This window comes from Candidimonas humi (assembly GCF_019166065.1).
GTDB lineage: Bacteria > Pseudomonadota > Gammaproteobacteria > Burkholderiales > Burkholderiaceae_B > Candidimonas > Candidimonas humi.
Window position 1 is genome coordinate 65571 of sequence record NZ_JAHTBN010000007.1, and the last position, 16163, is coordinate 81733.

13 protein-coding genes are annotated in these 16163 nt (G+C 62.5%); 5 read left to right on the plus strand and 8 right to left on the minus strand.

Translation table 11 applies throughout. The features are described from left to right. The first annotated feature begins 65 nt into the window (after window positions 1-65). The 3 genes from KVP10_RS15590 to KVP10_RS15600 all read left to right on the plus strand — a co-directional run bounded on the left by KVP10_RS15590 (window position 66) and on the right by KVP10_RS15600 (window position 2793). The gene (locus tag KVP10_RS15590; RefSeq protein WP_217965537.1) at window positions 66-839 is read left to right on the plus strand and encodes an SDR family oxidoreductase; all 774 of its coding nucleotides are present in this window, start codon (window positions 66-68) and stop codon (window positions 837-839) included. 387 nt (window positions 840-1226) lie between these two features. Then, window positions 1227-1775: an FUSC family protein gene (locus KVP10_RS15595; RefSeq protein ID WP_217965538.1), complete on the plus strand. Its 549-nt coding sequence runs from the start codon at window positions 1227-1229 to the stop codon at window positions 1773-1775. Between the two features lie 67 nt (window positions 1776-1842). Beyond that, entirely contained in the window at window positions 1843-2793 is a 951-nt protein-coding gene (locus tag KVP10_RS15600; protein WP_217965539.1) for a hypothetical protein, read from the plus strand. A 116-nt stretch (window positions 2794-2909) separates the two neighbouring features. Here KVP10_RS15600 and KVP10_RS15605 read toward each other — a convergent pair whose 3' ends face one another. Together KVP10_RS15605 and KVP10_RS15610 are read right to left on the minus strand one after the other, a co-directional pair. Beyond that, window positions 2910-3818, minus strand: a complete 909-nt coding sequence (locus KVP10_RS15605; RefSeq protein WP_217965540.1) for a tripartite tricarboxylate transporter substrate binding protein — start codon at window positions 3816-3818, stop codon at window positions 2910-2912. Window positions 3819-4149: 331 nt separating this feature from the next. Further along, on the minus strand, window positions 4150-5292 hold the full coding sequence (locus KVP10_RS15610; RefSeq protein ID WP_217965541.1) for a mandelate racemase/muconate lactonizing enzyme family protein: 1143 nt from the start codon (window positions 5290-5292) through the stop codon (window positions 4150-4152). A 218-nt stretch (window positions 5293-5510) separates the two neighbouring features. Here KVP10_RS15610 and KVP10_RS15615 point away from each other — a divergent pair, with 218 nt between their 5' ends. After that, complete coding sequence (locus tag KVP10_RS15615) at window positions 5511-6452, plus strand: LysR family transcriptional regulator (RefSeq protein ID WP_217965542.1); 942 nt, start codon at window positions 5511-5513, stop codon at window positions 6450-6452. A 284-nt stretch (window positions 6453-6736) separates the two neighbouring features. Further along, on the plus strand, window positions 6737-7837 hold the full coding sequence (locus KVP10_RS15620) for an NAD(P)-dependent alcohol dehydrogenase (protein ID WP_217965543.1): 1101 nt from the start codon (window positions 6737-6739) through the stop codon (window positions 7835-7837). Window positions 7838-7963: 126 nt separating this feature from the next. Here the strand turns inward: KVP10_RS15620 and KVP10_RS15625 are convergent, their stop codons facing one another. From KVP10_RS15625 to KVP10_RS15650, 6 genes are all read right to left on the minus strand, one after another. Further along, window positions 7964-9106, minus strand: coding sequence for an ABC transporter ATP-binding protein (locus KVP10_RS15625; protein ID WP_217965544.1), 1143 nt, complete (start codon window positions 9104-9106; stop codon window positions 7964-7966). A 6-nt stretch (window positions 9107-9112) separates the two neighbouring features. Further along, window positions 9113-10798, minus strand: coding sequence for an ABC transporter permease (locus tag KVP10_RS15630; RefSeq protein ID WP_217965545.1), 1686 nt, complete (start codon window positions 10796-10798; stop codon window positions 9113-9115). Window positions 10799-10828: 30 nt separating this feature from the next. Continuing rightward, a complete protein-coding gene (locus KVP10_RS15635) occupies window positions 10829-12010 on the minus strand; it encodes an ABC transporter substrate-binding protein (RefSeq protein WP_217965546.1) in 1182 nt (393 codons plus the stop codon). A gap of 118 nt (window positions 12011-12128) precedes the next feature. Continuing rightward, on the minus strand, window positions 12129-13862 hold the full coding sequence (araD, locus tag KVP10_RS15640) for an L-arabinonate dehydratase (protein WP_217965547.1): 1734 nt from the start codon (window positions 13860-13862) through the stop codon (window positions 12129-12131). Between the two features lie 200 nt (window positions 13863-14062). Further along, entirely contained in the window at window positions 14063-15118 is a 1056-nt protein-coding gene (locus KVP10_RS15645; RefSeq protein ID WP_217965548.1) for an Ldh family oxidoreductase, read from the minus strand. 32 nt (window positions 15119-15150) lie between these two features. After that, a complete protein-coding gene (locus KVP10_RS15650) occupies window positions 15151-16098 on the minus strand; it encodes a 2-hydroxyacid dehydrogenase (RefSeq protein ID WP_217965549.1) in 948 nt (315 codons plus the stop codon). Window positions 16099-16163: the final 65 nt, after the last annotated feature.

Sequence of the window (16163 nt, forward strand, 5' to 3'; positions counted from 1 at the left end):
CTGGTTTATTCCAGTTTTATTGCTCTATAGGATAAAGAAATCCCTCGTTTCAACAAGGAGTTCCGATGTCTGCACATAGTATTCAAGGCAAGGTCGTTCTCATCGCCGGCGGCGCCAAGAACCTGGGCGGCTTGATTGCGCGCGACCTCGCGCAGCAAGGCGCGAAAGCGGTGGCGATCCACTACAACAGCGCCGCGACGCGGCCCGATGCCGAGGCGACCGCGGCCGCCATCGAGGCCGCCGGGGCGCGGGCGTTTGCCTTCCAGGCGGATCTCACGACCGCCGGCGCCGTCGAGAAGTTGTTCGCCGAGGCCGTCGCGGCGGTCGGCAAGCCGGACATCGCGATCAACACAGTCGGCAAGGTGCTCAAGAAGCCCTTGGTCGAGATCAGCGAAGCGGAATACGACGAGATGAGCGCCGTGAATTCGAAGTCGGCATTCTTCTTTCTCAAGGAGGCCGGCAGGCATGTCAACGACAACGGCAAGATCGTCACCCTGGTGACGTCGCTGCTGGGCGCCTTTACGCCGTTCTATGCCGCCTATGCAGGCACCAAGGCGCCGGTGGAGCATTTTACTCGCGCGGCCGCCAAGGAATTCGGGGCTCGCGGCATCTCGGTGACCGCGGTCGGCCCGGGGCCGATGGACACGCCGTTCTTCTATCCGGCCGAAGGCACCGACGCGGTGGCCTACCACAAGACCGCGGCAGCCTTGTCTGGGTTCAGCAAGACCGGCCTGACCGACATCCAGGATGTCGTGCCCTTCATCCGCCACTTGGTCAGCGACGGCTGGTGGATCACCGGCCAGACCATTCTGATCAACGGCGGCTATACGACCAAATGAGGCGGCGCGGCCTCGTCGGGCCGCCGTGATGGCGGGGTACGCGCAGATGAGCACCTGCTCCCCATCGGCCATCAGCGCATAGCGGGCCTGGGAATTGGGTATTCTCGCCGCAGATCAGCATCCCGATGCGGCCGATTTCGGTGTCGCTGACGCGCAGGCCGGATCGCGCTGCCCGCGTGGTACGATGCAACGGAACAATTCACCTGTGATGGATGTTCACCTTGCCGCATCGATTCGCGAATCTTTTTTTCGATCTTCGGCACCTGACAGTACGGCGGCGATGGATACCAGCCCCGGGCTGTGATGCGAGCCGAGGCGCCCGGCTTGCGGGCGCCAGCGGCGCTGCCGGACCAGATCGTTTGCACGCTCGGGCCCATGGGGTGTCGCATGAATGACGATGACCACGCCGCGCCGGCGGCAAAGCCGGCCCCCGACCAAATCCCTCGATCGACCTCAAGAGGCCTATGCAATTTAGGCCTGACGATATGGGACAGATGGCGCAGCGCGTGGCGCGAGATTGCGGCCGCGACCGTTGCCGCGATGCTGGCCTGGGTGGTCGCACAGAAACTATTCGACCACACACACCCGATATTTGCCGCGGTCATCGCCATTGTCGCCTTGGGGCCCGGCATCCCCAGCCACCGGAGACAGGCCTGGGGCCTGGTCCTGGGGGTGGCGCTGGGCATCCTGGTAGGCGAAGTGGCGCGCTTCATTCCCGAGCCGGCCGTGGCGACCGGAGTCGGCGTATTCGTTTCGATGATGATAGCGACGTCCTTCGGGATGGGCCCTGTCGTGCCCATCCAGGCCGGCGTTTCGCTGCTTCTGGTGCTCACGCTGGGCACGCAGACCGCGGGCTATGTGCGCATGATAGATGTCGTGATAGGCGCGGTAATCGGCTTGATATGCGGCCGGCTGCTGTTGAGGCCCAAGCCTTGACAACGCCGACCGCTAGCCATTGTTCTTTTCTTTCCGGCGCATCCGCCGGAACTTCCCGGAGCATTTGATGAAGGTCACGCTGGATCTCGACGAACTGCTGCGCAATGGCGACATCACGCAGGCCGAGCACGACAGGCTGGGCCGGCTGGCCGCGGCCACCACCGGCACGCTGGCCTTCAATTTGCTGGTCGGATTCGGCATAGTCGCGGTCGCCGCCGCGGCGCTGGCCCTGGTTCCGACGGCAATTACCGCCATCGTGATCGGCCTGTGCGTGCTGCTGGCGGGCATGCTCCTGCATCGGGCAAGCCTGGCCCAGTGGCAGTTGCTGGCGAACATCTGCGTTCTGGTGGGTGCGCTGATGGCGGGCGGCGGCCTGATCGCCAGCGACGATGGCAGCCTGCAGTCCATGCTGACGGTAACCGTGGCATTCGCCGTCATCGCGGCCCTCTCCAGAAGCAGCCTCATGGCCGTGCTTGCCACACTGATGCTGGCGGGATGCATAGGCTCTCGCACCGATTATTTCCATGCCAGCTACGGGCTGGAAATCCAGAAGCCGATCTATACCATCGTGCTCTTCTCGCTGCTGGCGGCGGGGCTGCATCGCCTTTCGGCAGTCCTTCCGGCGGCCTACCTGAAGATCACCGAAGCAGCTACGCGAACATCGATATTCCTGGTGAATCTCGGATTCTGGGTGGGATCCCTGTGGGGCGACCATATCGGCCGCGGCTACGCGGCGGACCCTACGCTGGCCCAGGGCTATATAAGCGCACCCGTGTTCGCCGTGCTGTGGGCCCTGGTATTGCTGGCGACGGGCATCTGGGCGTGGCGGCGCAATCGCCGCTGGGTACTCAATACTGTGGCGGTCTTTGCCGCGATCGATCTTTACACCCAGTGGTTCGAGAACCTGGACGCCAATGCCGGCAGCCTGCTGTTTGCCGGCCTGGTGGCGCTGGCCGCGGCCCTGGGCCTGAGCCACATCAATGCCGCCATGAGGCAACGTACGGTCCGTGCGAAGTAAGTCGAAACCATCGGAGGCAAGCCACGAACCGGGTTCGACTCCGGTCCATGTGCCGTCATGAAATGACATTCTTGAAATGTGGGCAGCAGCTCTGCCTCGGCCGCCACGCGCGGCTTTCATTTGACGTGTATGTTTGCCTTATGGGCTACGTCGGTCCATTTGCCGATCTGTTGCTTGACGAAGACAGGAAAGGGAACATCTTGGTGAACCGCAACGTTGGCGCCCAGCTTGCCAAAAAATGCAGCGGCGTCCGGCTCGGCCAATATGGCGCCCAATTCATCACGCAGGCGTTGGACTACCTGCTTCGGCGCGCCGGCCGGCATGGTCAGCCCGAACCACGAGGTTGCTTCATAACCGGGCACGCCGGCTTCGGCAACCGTGGGGACGTCGGGCAACTGAGCCGAACGATGCAGCGTAGTTACGGCAAGAGCACGCAATTTGCCTGCCTTCAACATCGGCAACACCGCGGCAAGCGCCGGAATAACCACTTGCGTCTGGCCGCCTATGGTGTCGGTAATTGCCGGAGCCGCGCCCTTGTAGGGTACGTGGAGCATTTGCGTCCCTGAATCGATCGCCAGCAGAGCTGCCGCCATGTGCAGCGGGCTGCCCACGCCGCCCGATGCGTAGGTAATGCGACCCGGAGACTGGCGCGCCAGATTCAGCAAGTCTTTGAGCGTATGTGCGGGAACCTTGGTATTCACGCATACGACAGCCGGCACCGTGACGATCAACCTGATGGGCGTGAAGTCCTTCACGGGATCGTAAGGCATCTTCATGCCGATCGCGGTGACTTGGGAAAACGAGGTGTCCACCAGCATGAGGGTATAACCGTCCGGAGCCGACCTCGCCACGTACTGGGCGCCGATGGTGCCCGAAGCGCCCGCCTTGTTGTCCACGATAACCGACACACCAATACGCTGGCTCAATTTCTTCGCCACGAAACGCGCGGTCAAATCGCTTGCTCCGCCCGCTGAAAAGGGTACGACAATCGTGATCGGCCTACTGGGATACTTGTCGGCGGACATCGCGGATCCCGGAAGAAGCATGGCGCACAGCAGCGCCGCGGCGAAATATCGAAAGATTTGCATAGTTATCTCCTGTCGTTATGAGTCTCTTTCGGCTCGATACCATCGGGTGACGGTCTCGCCGATGCAAAGATTCGTTTTATGAAAGGCCCTTCCCGTCCTGCCTCGACCAAGGGAAGGCCTGCCTATATCGCTATAGCGGTGGAAACATTAGCGTTTGGAACGTATCGAGTTTCCTGCACAGGGCCGCAGCGCAGCCCATGAGCCTTCCCGCATTCAGCCCGATTCGGGGTGCATGCATTATGTTTGCTCGTATAAGCCGAGCCAGCCTTCAAATATGGAATCGCTTCACGACATCCCAATCGATATCGAAGCCAAAGCCGGGGAGATCGCTCAGATGCAATTGCCCATCCCGCAACTGGGCACGTTCACGAAACAACATCTTCCACAAGGGGTCGCGCTTTTCGTCCAGGAAGACCTCGACGCATGCGCCATTGGGAACCGCGGCAGCCAGATGGCCATGAATATGGGGATCATGATGCGTGGCCATCGAGACGCCATGTAATTGCGCATAGGCGGCTACGCGCAACCATTCGGTGACGCCGCCAGAACGGGTAGCGTCGAACTCCATGTAGCGGATCGCCCCGAGATCGATCAAATCGCGGCAGGCCCACGAATGCTGCTCGGACTCGCCGCTCGCCAGGGCCACATGCGTGTATTGCGCCAATTTCCCCATCGCACGTACCGAGTCGTACCAATGCAGCGGCTCTTCGAACCAGTAGACATCGTAGGGTTCGAAAGCGCGAATTGCCTCGATGGCCTGCTCGAGCGTATACGCGCAGTTGGCATCGACCATCAGCATAGTGGACGGCCCCACGGCATCCCGCACCGCTTTGACGCGCGCCACATCGGCGGGCAAGCTCAAGCCGCCGACCTTCATTTTTACGCCGTTGAATCCCTGGCTTACATAACCGGCCATCTCTGGTCCGATATCGAACAAATCGCGATCGACTTGGTAATAGCCGCCGGTCACGTATGCTCGTATGGAAGTGCGATCGCCCCCCAACAGCCGCCACACCGGCAAGCTCACCGCTTTGCCCTTGATATCCCACAATGCGATATCTATCCCCGCCATGGCGGCCAGCAGCGCGGGGCGCTTGTCAGCCCCCAGATACGAAGGCGCCCCGGACGCGCGCGCCGCGTCAGGCGAGATCGTCGTCAGGCCGAAAACCTTTGCCCATATTGCTTCGTGTGCCAATGCGTCCATACCGGCCAGATAGCCGCTCAATTGCTCCACTACCTGCAGCACAGTCGGCATGGACCGGCCGTGTAGCGTCGCGACGCCGGTCACCCCTTCGTCCGTGAGCACCTGCACAATGATCTGGCTGCATCGGTCGATGATTTCGTTGCTGACCCAATACGTCGTTTCCAGCGGAATAGAGACTGCGTAGGCCTGTATTTTTTGGATTTTCATTTTCCTGCGCTCCTGCGCGAATCCCGTTGCGGGGCTGTCGACTGTTGAACTCGGGCCCGGCATCCGATGCGCGCCGTGGATCGTAAGAAGCTCGAACAATGGCTGCGCAAAGCCGGTCGAAAAAAATTGTAGGGCCCGACAGGTGCAATAATTCCGCATAACCTCCATATCAGATATGCATTTATTCCAAAATTTCGCCAAGGCGAGGATGACGAGCCATGAATTCGGATGATCTGGAACTGTTTGCCAAGGTTGCCCATCACCGCAGTATTGTGCGGGTGGCTCTGGAACTGGGCATGGATCAATCGACGATTACCCGCCACATCGCCCGTCTGGAACAACAGAGCGGCTTGCGTCTCTTCTATCGCAATGGCAGAGGGGTCGTGCTGACAGACGCGGGCAAGGCGTTTTTACAGCCTGCAAGAAAAGTTCTGGAATCCTTGGAGCAGGCGCGCCTCACCGCACACGCGCTTTCGCATGCGGGGCCGCCACGCCTGTCTATCGCCGCGCCGCCGACCATCGCCGGGGTACTGTTCGGCCGGATAGCCAACGCGGTGGCGCATGCGTTTCCCGCCACCGTTCTTCATTTCGCCGAAAGCCTGGTAAGCAACATCTTGAACATGCTGGCCGAGGGCGAAGTAGACATCGGGGTGGTCTACGCCCCGGTTCCCGCATCCCTGACGTACGACAGCCTTATGTTGAAGGAATCCATCTATCTGGTCGGCCCGATCACCGCAGCACCGCTAGGGGCCGAAGTCCAGTCGACCCGAATCGGCGAATTTCCCCTGTTGCTGCCCGCTACGCCCTATGGTTCACGCATGATGGCGGAGACGCTGGCGCGCAACCTGGGCCTCCGGTTGAATATACGTCTGGAATGCAATACGGGCAGCGCCACCATGAAGCATCTGGTCGAAGAGGGTATCGGCTATTCGCTTATGCCCTATGCGATCATAGCCCGGGAAATTTCCCATGGGAGGCTGCAGGCGGCGCGTCTTGTAGATCCCCCTGTAACACGCGATATCGTTGTCGTCACGGCGAGGAACCGCGACCCTGCCCCCGAGTTGTGGAATACGCTGCAAATAGTGCGCAACGAGATCAAGCACCTGGTACAAGCGGGGCGATGGGCCGGAGTGGCCCTGTCGGAAGATGAGGTCCATTGAAAGCAAAGCGCGAGCCATCGCGAGCCGGCCCGGCGCGCCGGCGATAAGTTCATGCGATCCTCGAAGTCGGCACGGCTGAAAAGAACTCGCAAGGCGCAACGAAAAATCACAATTTCCAAATGGAATGCCTGTTCCGTTTGCGATTAAATAAAAGCTTCCCCCGAGTATGGCGCGCAGCGGCACTGGGCACGCATGCCCTGCAGTCCGATATGACGTATCGACCGAGCCCCTACTCTCATGCAGCAGCTTCCCGGTATTGCCACTCACATTAAGGAGATTCTTTCATGGCTCAAATGATGAAGGCGGCAGCATTCCTGGCGCCAGGGCGGATCGAGCTTATCGACAAGCCGATTCCCGACGTGGGCCCCAACGATGCCCTGATGCGCATTACAACCACGACCATCTGCGGGACGGACATCCATATTCTCAAGGGCGAATACCCCGTGTCGACCGGGCTGACCGTGGGCCACGAGCCGGTCGGCGTCATTGAAAAGCTCGGCAGCGCGGTAAGCGGATACCAGGAAGGGCAGCGGGTCATTGCCGGCGCCATTTGCCCCAATTTCAACTCCTACGCGGCGCAGGACGGCGTGCCCTCCCAGGACGGAAGCTACCTGGTGGCGCGCGGGCTTTGCGGCTGCCACGGCTACAAGGCGACCGCCGGATGGCGCTTCGGCAATCTCATCGACGGCACCCAGGCCGAGTATGTGCTGGTGCCGGACGCCCAGGCCAATCTGGCCCCGGTCCCGGACGGCCTTACCGACGAGCAAGTGCTGATGTGCCCCGACATCATGTCCACCGGGTTCAAGGGCGCGGAGAATGCCAATATCCGCATCGGAGACAGTGTCGCCATCTTCGCCCAGGGGCCTATCGGGCTGTGCGCCACCGCGGGGGCGCGCCTGTTGGGGGCTACCACCATCATCGTGGTCGACGGCAATAGCCATCGACTGGACATCGCACGCGGGATGGGCGCGGACGTAGCGCTGAATTTCAAGGAATGCGATGTGGTCGAGGAAATCATGAAGCTCACCGGCGGACGGGGGGTCGACGCATCCATCGAGGCGCTGGGCACCCAGTCGACCTTTGAGTCTTCGTTGCGCGTACTCAAGCCCGGCGGGACACTATCGAGCCTGGGCGTGTATTCGCAAGACCTGAGCATCTCGCTGTCGGCGTTCGCGGCCGGCCTGGGCGACCACAAGATCAACACCGCGCTGTGCCCGGGCGGCAAGGAACGCATGCGCCGCCTGCTCAATGTGGTGGAGTCGGGGCGAGTGGACCTGGGCCCGCTGGTGACCCATGAATTCGCGCTCGACGACATCGTCACCGCTTACGATCTGTTCGCCAACCAACGCGACAACGTGCTCAAGGTGGCGATCAAGCCCCACTAAAGGCAGGAAAGCCCCGAGATTCCCATCGCGGGCTCGGGGCGAGGCGCCCTCTGCGAGGGTGCCTTGTCGGCCATGGACAATGCACAGCCGGCACGGGGTAGCCGGCACGTGGACGTTCGGCTTGCGTCAGGCCGCCGGCGCATCGTCCTCGAGCAGCACGCAGCGGTTCGGGTCCACCGACAGGAACACCTGCTGGCCTTCTTCCATCCGGTCGAGCGCCGAGCGGCGGATGATCAATTTCCGTCCGCCCCACTCTACGTGGATTTCGCTCAGGTCGCCCAGAAACACCGATCGGGCGATCGTCACCTGCCATACGTTGCGGTCTCCCGCAGGCCGCTGGGATGACAACTGCAAATGCACCGTGCGCACCGACAGCGTCGCCTGGCTGCCCCGCTTGCGCCCGTGGGTGTTGCCGTGGATGAGTTCGCCGCCCTGGGTTTCGATGACCACGTCGTTGCCCGAGGAAAGGTCTTCGCGCACGGTTCCGGAAATCAGGTTGGAAGAGCCCACGAAGTCGGCGACGAAGGCGGTGCGGGGGTAGTTGTATATCTCGTAGGGCGTGCCGGACTGTTCGATGCGGCCCTTGTTCATCACCACGATGCAGTCCGACATGGCGAGCGCTTCTTCCAGGTCGTGCGTCACGTAGATGGAAGTGACGCCCAGGCTGTGCTGCAGTTCGCGCAGTTCGATGCGCATGTCGCCGCGCAGCTTGGCGTCGAGATTGGACAGCGGCTCGTCGAACAGCAGGACTTCGGGGGAAAAGGCGCAGGCGCGCGCCAGGGCCACGCGCTGCTGCTGACCGCCGGAAAGCTGCGAGGCGGGCCGCGACGCATAGGCCTCCATCTGCACCAGGGCCAGTGCGCGCTTGACACCCGCGTCGATTTCTTCGCGGTTCTTGCGGCGCACTTTCAGGCCATAGGCTACGTTGTCGTAGACCGTCATGTGCGGCCAGATGGCGTACGACTGGAACACCATGGAAAGCCCGCGGTCTTCGGCCGGTATGTTCAGGTTCTCGGCCGAGGAATACATGTTCCGGTCGCCGATCTTGATGACGCCCGCCGCCGGTTTTTCCAGGCCGGCGATGGCGCGCAGCGTGGTGGACTTCCCGCAGCCCGATGGGCCGAGCAGGGTGAGCTGTTTGCCTTTCGGCACGGAAAAGCTGACGGGCCCGACCGCAGCCACGGCACCGTAACGGATTTCCAGGTCCCGGACCTCGATCTCGGTTTCTGCCTGGATTTCCTTATCTTGCGGTTGCGCTTGCGTTTGCATCGAGAGTTATCCTTTCAAGTCGCGCCGGCGCATCAGCACCGTGAAAATCACTATGACCACACCCACCACCACGGTCTGGATCAACGCCATGGCCGCGGTCAGTTCGGAACTGCTGAAATTCCATGCATCGACGATCGCCGGGGTCAAGACCTCGGAATTCGGGCCGACCAGCAATATCGACGCGCCGAGCTCGCGCACCGAGCCTATGAACAGCAGCATCCAAGCCGCCATGATGCCGGGCCGCAAGAGCGGAATGTTGATGGTGCGCAGCCTCTGGAACCAGTTGGCGCCGCAGACCTGGCCGCATTCGTCCAGGGTCTTGTCGAGCTGCATCAGCACGCTGGATATGGTGCGCACCCCTAGCGGCAGGAACACGGTGACGTAGGCGATCAGCAGCAGCCAGATGGTGCCGTAGACCGGGATGGGTATTACCAGCCACGCCCACATGATGCCGAAGGCGAAGACCAGGCGCGGCACGGCTTGCGGGAACATCGAGATGTACTCGAGAGTGGCGCGGCCCGGCAGCTTGGTACGATGCAAGAGCCAGGAGATGGTCCCGGTCAGGGCCACGCCTATGGTGGCCGTTATCACGCCGAGCTCCAAGCTGTTGCGTATGGCGTAGCGCACCGCGTTCTGCGACAGCGCGACCCGATAGTGCTCGAAAGTGAAGTTCGACCAACTGGGCAGCGCCGTCGCAAGCTGCTGTAGCGACACGTAAACCAGGGTCAGCATCGGCAGGACGACCGCCAGGAAGATATAGGCGCCGACGAGCACGAGATAGACCCAGCGCAGTCCGCCCACGTCCACGGGGCGCGGCCGGAAGGCCTTGCCGCTGACGGTGACATAGCTGCGGCCGGCGATCATGCGGCGGTAGAGATAGGTCATGAGGAACATGACCGCGAAAAGCACCACGCCCATCGCCGCGGCCAGCGGGATACGGGGCGGATATTGAGTCACCATCAAGTAGATGGCCGTGGTCAGGACGTAGAACCGGCTCGGCGTGCCGAGGACCAGCGCCGCGGAGAACGACCCGAGCATTTCGGCAAAAACATAGACCAGGGCTCCGAGCACGCCGGGCGCGACCAGCGGCAGCGTAACCCGCAGCATCGTGTTGATCCGGCTGGCGCCTATCACCTGCGAGGCTTCTTCCAGGGACGGGTCGATGGACTGCATGACCGCGCTGATCATGACGAAGGCGACAGAGCCTTCGAATAGCGCCATGACCCAGGCAATGCCCATGGCGCTGGTGACGTTGATGATCGCCCCCTCGCCTCCCAGCGCGCGCCACAGGATGTTGATGTAGCCGCTGTGCGGCTCGCCCAGCAAACCCCAGGCGAGCGCGCCGAGCAGCGGCGTGACGTAATAAGGCACCGCCATCAACTGCTCGAGACCGCGGCGGAACGGCACGTTGGTGCGCGTCAGGATATACGCGATGAGAAAACCCACGATGATGGCGATGATAGTCGCCACTACCGAGACTTCCAGCGTATTCCAGACGATGCTGCCGTAGCTCGGCAAGCGCGCGAAATTCCCCAAGCCGTAGCCGGTACTGCCATCAACCGTGCCGTCTCCCTGTTTCAGGGCTGCCTGAAACAGGAAGAAGATCGGGTATAGGACAAAAACCCCGATCACCACGATGATGGCGATGCCGGAGATTGCGCTTCTGCGCGACTTGAACGCACTGGTCGCCATGCCGTTCACTCCTGGTCAGCGGTCAAAGAATCAGAGCAGCCCCAGCATCTGGTTCCATTCGGAATTGAATTCCTTGCGGCTGGCCAGGAAGGCCTTCATATCCGTCGGAACCAGCAGCTTGAAGTCGTTGAGCTTCAGCCCGCCAGGCATGGGCGGCGCGTCCTTGCGGATCGAGCCGTAGTACAGGTACGGATTGTCCTGGTAGAAGGTCTGGCCCTTGAGCGACATCAGCCAGTCGGTGAACAGCCGCGCGGCTTGCGGGTGCGGCGCGTTGGCGACGATACCGTTGGCCATGGGCGAAGACGGCAGGCCGTCCTTGGGGGCGACGAAATTGATCGGTGCCTTCTTTTTATGGGCGAGCTGGTAGCCGGCCCACTCGGCCATGCCGCACACGGCATCGTCGCCGCGCGCGAGGCGGTCGAAGACCTGCACCCGCGAATTGAAGCCCTTGGGCTTTTGCTTGGCGAATGCCTTCCAGTAGTCGTCGCCATACAGCTTGCGCAACTCGTACCACGCCGTGAACTGCATGCCCGAATTGGCCTGCTTGACGCTGATCTTGCCGGCCCACTTGGGATCGAGCAGGTCCTTCCAGCTTGCCGGAGCCTCGGCGGGCTTGACCCGGTCGGTGCAATAGGCAAGACCGGCGAAGCCCATGGCGATCCAGAAGAAGTGCCCGGCCGGATGGCTCAGGTGATCGAGCGAGTAATACTTTTGCTGCGGCGAGTTGTATTCGTCGTAGCCGCCCTTGTTCTGGAAATCGATGGCGGTGCCCAGGTCGGAGAACTGGATGACGTCGGCTTCGTAGCGATGGGCCCCGCGCTCGGCCAGGATCTTGCTGAACAGCGAACCGTTCTGCAGGCTAACATAGCGTGCCGTGATCTTGGGGAAGTCTTTGTGGAATGCGTCGCAAATCGCGGCGGCGGCGGCGCCGCTGTCGTGCGTGTAGAAAACCAGGGCGCCTTCTTTTTCGGCCTGCGCAACGTCGGCGCCGGTCTCGAAGCCCTGCACGGTCGTGGTTTTACCGGTCTGTGCGTACGCGCCGCGCGGCGTGATCACGCTCAGGACCGGCAGCGCCGCCAACGACAGTCCCGCCCGCAATACATTGCGGCGGCTGGGAACCATCAAGCTGCTCGTGGCGATCGTTGTCTTGCTGTCCTTGCTCATGCCTTCCTCCTTGCTGGTTTTCGTGCTTCCGGTGATTTTTTCAGCCATGCCGTCCTCCGTATGTAGATGGAACATCGGCCGATGGACGGGGCGCCGCCTCGATGACGAGGCCACGCCCTATTCCGCCATGCCATGTCCCGGGCCTGAAATGCCAGGGAAATGCTGCTCAGAAAATATCGGGCTCGCCGACGGGGCGGCCGAAATCGGTTTGCAGGAAATCGAAGTCGCAGCCCTTGTCGGCCTGCGTGATATGGTTGATGTACATCCAGCCCCAACCGCGTTCGAAGCGGGGTTGGGGGGGTGTCCATGCGGCGCGGCGGCGAGCCAGTTCTGCTTCGTCGACCAGCATGTCCAGGTGCCTGTTTTCGAGGTCCAGGCGCACGATATCGCCGGTCTTGAGCAGCGCGAGCGGGCCGCCGACATAGCTTTCCGGCGACACATGCAGCACGCAGGCGCCATACGACGTGCCCGACATGCGCGCATCGGAAATCCTGAGCATGTCGCGATGGCCCTGCTTGATCAAGGCCTTCGGAATCGGCAGCATGCCCCATTCCGGAAAGCCCGGGCCGCCTTGCGGGCCGGCATTGCGCAGCACCAGCACGTGGTCGGGCGTGACCTGCAGGTTCTCGTCGTCGATGGCCTTTTTCATTTCCGGGTAGCTGTCGAATACCAGCGCCGGGCCTTCGTGCTTGTAGTAACGGGGGTCGCAGGCCGCGGGCTTGATCACCGCGCCGTCCGGGCACAGATTGCCGTGCAGCACCGCCAGCGAGCCTTCGTGATAGACGGGGTTGGACAGAGGCCGGATCACGTCGTCATTGAAGACTTTCGCGCCCACGAGCGTTTCGCCCAGGCTCTTGCCGGACACCGTCAGCGCCGAGGTGTCTAGCCTGTCTTCGATCTGCTTCATCAGGGCCAGCAAGCCGCCGGCATAGTAGAAGTCTTCCATCAGGTAGTCTTTGCCGGACGGACGGACATTGGCGATCAAGGGCGTCACGCGGCCGAGCGCGTCGAGATCGTCGAGCGTCAGGGCCAGGCCGGCGCGGCGCGCCATGGCGATGAGGTGCACCACCGCATTGGTCGAACAGCCCAGCGCCATGGCCACGATCGCAGCGTTGCGGACCGAGGCGTCGGTCAGGACTTTGTTCGGCGTCAGGTCTTCCCAGACCATGTCGACGATGCGCCGGCCGCAGTCGGCGGACATGCGCTGGTGGCCCGAATCGACCGCCGGAATGGACGAAGCGCCGGGCAGCGTCAGCCCCAGCGCATCGGCGATCGACATCATGGTCGAGGCCGTGCCCATGGTCATGCAGGTGCCCGCCGAGCGCGCGATGCCGCCCTCGACGCCCTGCCATTGTTCGTTCGTGATATTGCCCGCACGCCGCTCGTCCCAGTATTTCCAGGCATCCGAGCCCGAACCGAGGATCTGGCCCGCGTAATTGCCCCGGAGCATCGCGCCCGCAGGCAGGTAGATCATGGGCACGCCCGCCGAAACCGCCCCCATCACCAGCCCGGGAGTGGTCTTGTCACAGCCGCCCATCAGCACCACGCCGTCCAGCGGATGCGAACGGATGACTTCTTCGGTTTCGATGGCAAGCAGGTTGCGATAAAGCATGGAGGTCGGCTTGGTGAAGCTTTCGTCGACCGAGAGGGCCGGCATTTCCACCGCGAGCCCGCCGGCCTGGAAGACCCCGCGCTTGACGTGTTCAACCCGATCGGGGAAGTGCGAATGGCAGCTATTGAGGTCCGACCAGGTGCTGAGGATTCCGATTACCGGCTTGTTGCCGAAATCGGCTTCTGAAAAGCCGAGCTGCATCATGCGGGAACGATGCCCGAAACTGCGCAGATCGTCCGGCGCAAACCAGCGTGCGCTCCTGAGTTTTTTTTCCGATTTCGATGCCATGTCGTTTACCTTCATGCCCGGCGAGCGGGCTTTGCAAGCTCGTTAGTATGCGCATACATTGAGGAAAAACCAACTAGGTAATTACCCCAATAATAAAAGTATCTATTTGTTTTTATTGATTTTATTTTGGAAAAGCAATAGAAATAAAAAAAGTATGCGCAATCATTTTTTTGCACAAAACCATGCTTGAACCCGCCGGATCAGGCCGGCAGGCCGGCGCTGCGCCAGGCCGCCCCCGCCTGCTGGGCGCGGCGCTCGAGCCGAGCCAGCAAGGCATCGGGAATTTCCAGGCCGTTTTCAAGCGCATCGCGCCGCTTGCGCGCCGCGGCGTCGCCCGGGACCCGCACGGCGGCGACGCCAGGGGCCGGCGGCGTGGCGCGGCACAATCCGGCGGTATAGCTGGATTGGCGCACGAAAGCGTCGAGCCCGGCAAAAGCCTCCGGATCGATGAGCTGGACGAATACGGCCAGGGCCATATGGTCGGGATGGTCCACCCGCCCGAATCCAGCCAGCCCCTGGGTCATGAGGTCGACGCCCAGCGCCATGCCGTATCCCTTGTGCCCCTTGAGCTTGCCGCCCAAGGGCAGCAGCGTGCCGCCGCCTTCCAGGACGGCGTGCGGGTCGTCCGTAGGTTCGCCTTCGGCCGTCAAGGCCCATTGTTCGGGGTAGCGCTGCCCTTCGCGGGCCAGCGCCTGGGTCAGCGAGGTCGTGGTGATGCTGGAACTGATGTCGATCATGACCGGATCGCCGTCGGTGGGGTAGCCTTCGGCCAGCGGGTTCGGCGTGAAGACCGGGCGAATGCCGCCGAAGGGCGCCATCCGGGCCACGGAGGCCGTGGAACATTTGATTTGCGCGATGTAGCCTTTTTCCGCGGCATCGCGCAGATAGACGGCAAGCGCGCCGATATGGTGCGAGTTGCCGATAGCGAACGTGACGACGCCGTGCTGCTTCAGGCGCTCGTAGCCCAGCGCCATGGCCTTCCTGACCAGCCAGCCGCCGGGCAGCCTCTGCCCGTCCCAGGTCACACAGCCGCCGCGGTCGTTCACCACCTTGATGTCGCCGCTGCCGCGCATGCGGCCGCTGGCCAGAGCATCCAGATAGGATTCGAGCAGCCCGACCCCGTGCGTATCGTGGCCGATGAGATCGGCCTCGACCAGGACGTCGGCGACGGCCTGCGCCTTGTCGCGATCGACGCCCGAAGCCGCAAGCAGCGCGACAACGTTATCGAAAAGAACGGCGTGGCTGACTCTTGCCATTGACTTTCTCCGTGGGCGCCCGCAGGCCGGGCCTACAGTTTGACGGCCGTCAGGAGCGGCTTGCCCGCGTAGAACGCGGCCAGGTTGTCGATCACGAGCTGCGCCATCGCGTCCCGCGTCTCGACCGTGCCCGAGGCGTGATGCGGATAGAGCGTGACATTGGGCAGGGAAACGAGGCTCGGCTCTTGCGTGGGCTCTTGCGCGTAGACGTCCAGCGCGGCGTGGCCGAGGCGCCCGTCGCGCAAAGCCGCGATCATCGCGTCCTGGTCCACCACGGAACCCCGCGAGATATTGATGAGCAGGCCCTCGGGCCCGAGGGCCTCGATGACCTCGCGGGAAATCAGCGCGCGCGTGCCCGGCCCCCCGGCGACCGTGACGACGAGGTGATCGGACTGCTCGGCGAGCGTCTTGACGTCGGGGCTGTGCGGCCATTCGGCTTTCTTGGGGCTGCGGTTCCAGTACGAGATCTGGACGCCCATGGCCTGCGCCCGGTGCGCAATAGCGGTGCCGATGGAACCGAGCCCGACAATGCCCAGGCGGCTGCCCTTGAGCGAACGCTGCAGCGGAAACATGCCGTGCTTCACCCAATCGCCCGAACGGACATAGGCATCGGCCGCGACCAGGCCCCGGCGGGCCGCAAGCAGCAACATGATGGCCGTGTCGGCCACGTCGTCGAGCAAGGCCGCCGAAGTGTTCGTCAGGGCGATCCCCCGCTCGGCCATGATGCCGATATCGAAGGCCTCGAACCCAGCCGAAGAACACGCGACCAGCTTCAGATTCGGCAAGGCATCCAGCATGGCCTTGTTCAGCGGCGCATGGCCATTGGTCACTACCGTGCGGCACTTCGCCCCGTGCTCGGCCAGCAGCGCGGCCTTGTCCGCCGCCTTGTCCCAGCGATGCAGCGTATAGGCCTGCTCCAGTTGAGCCATAGCCTTGGGGCGCTGTTCGTATAGCACCATCACATCAGGTTTGGTTGTCATAAATTCCCCAGGGTGTATCCCAGACCGAAGGCATCAGCGCCTTCGAACAACTCTTACTTTATCGC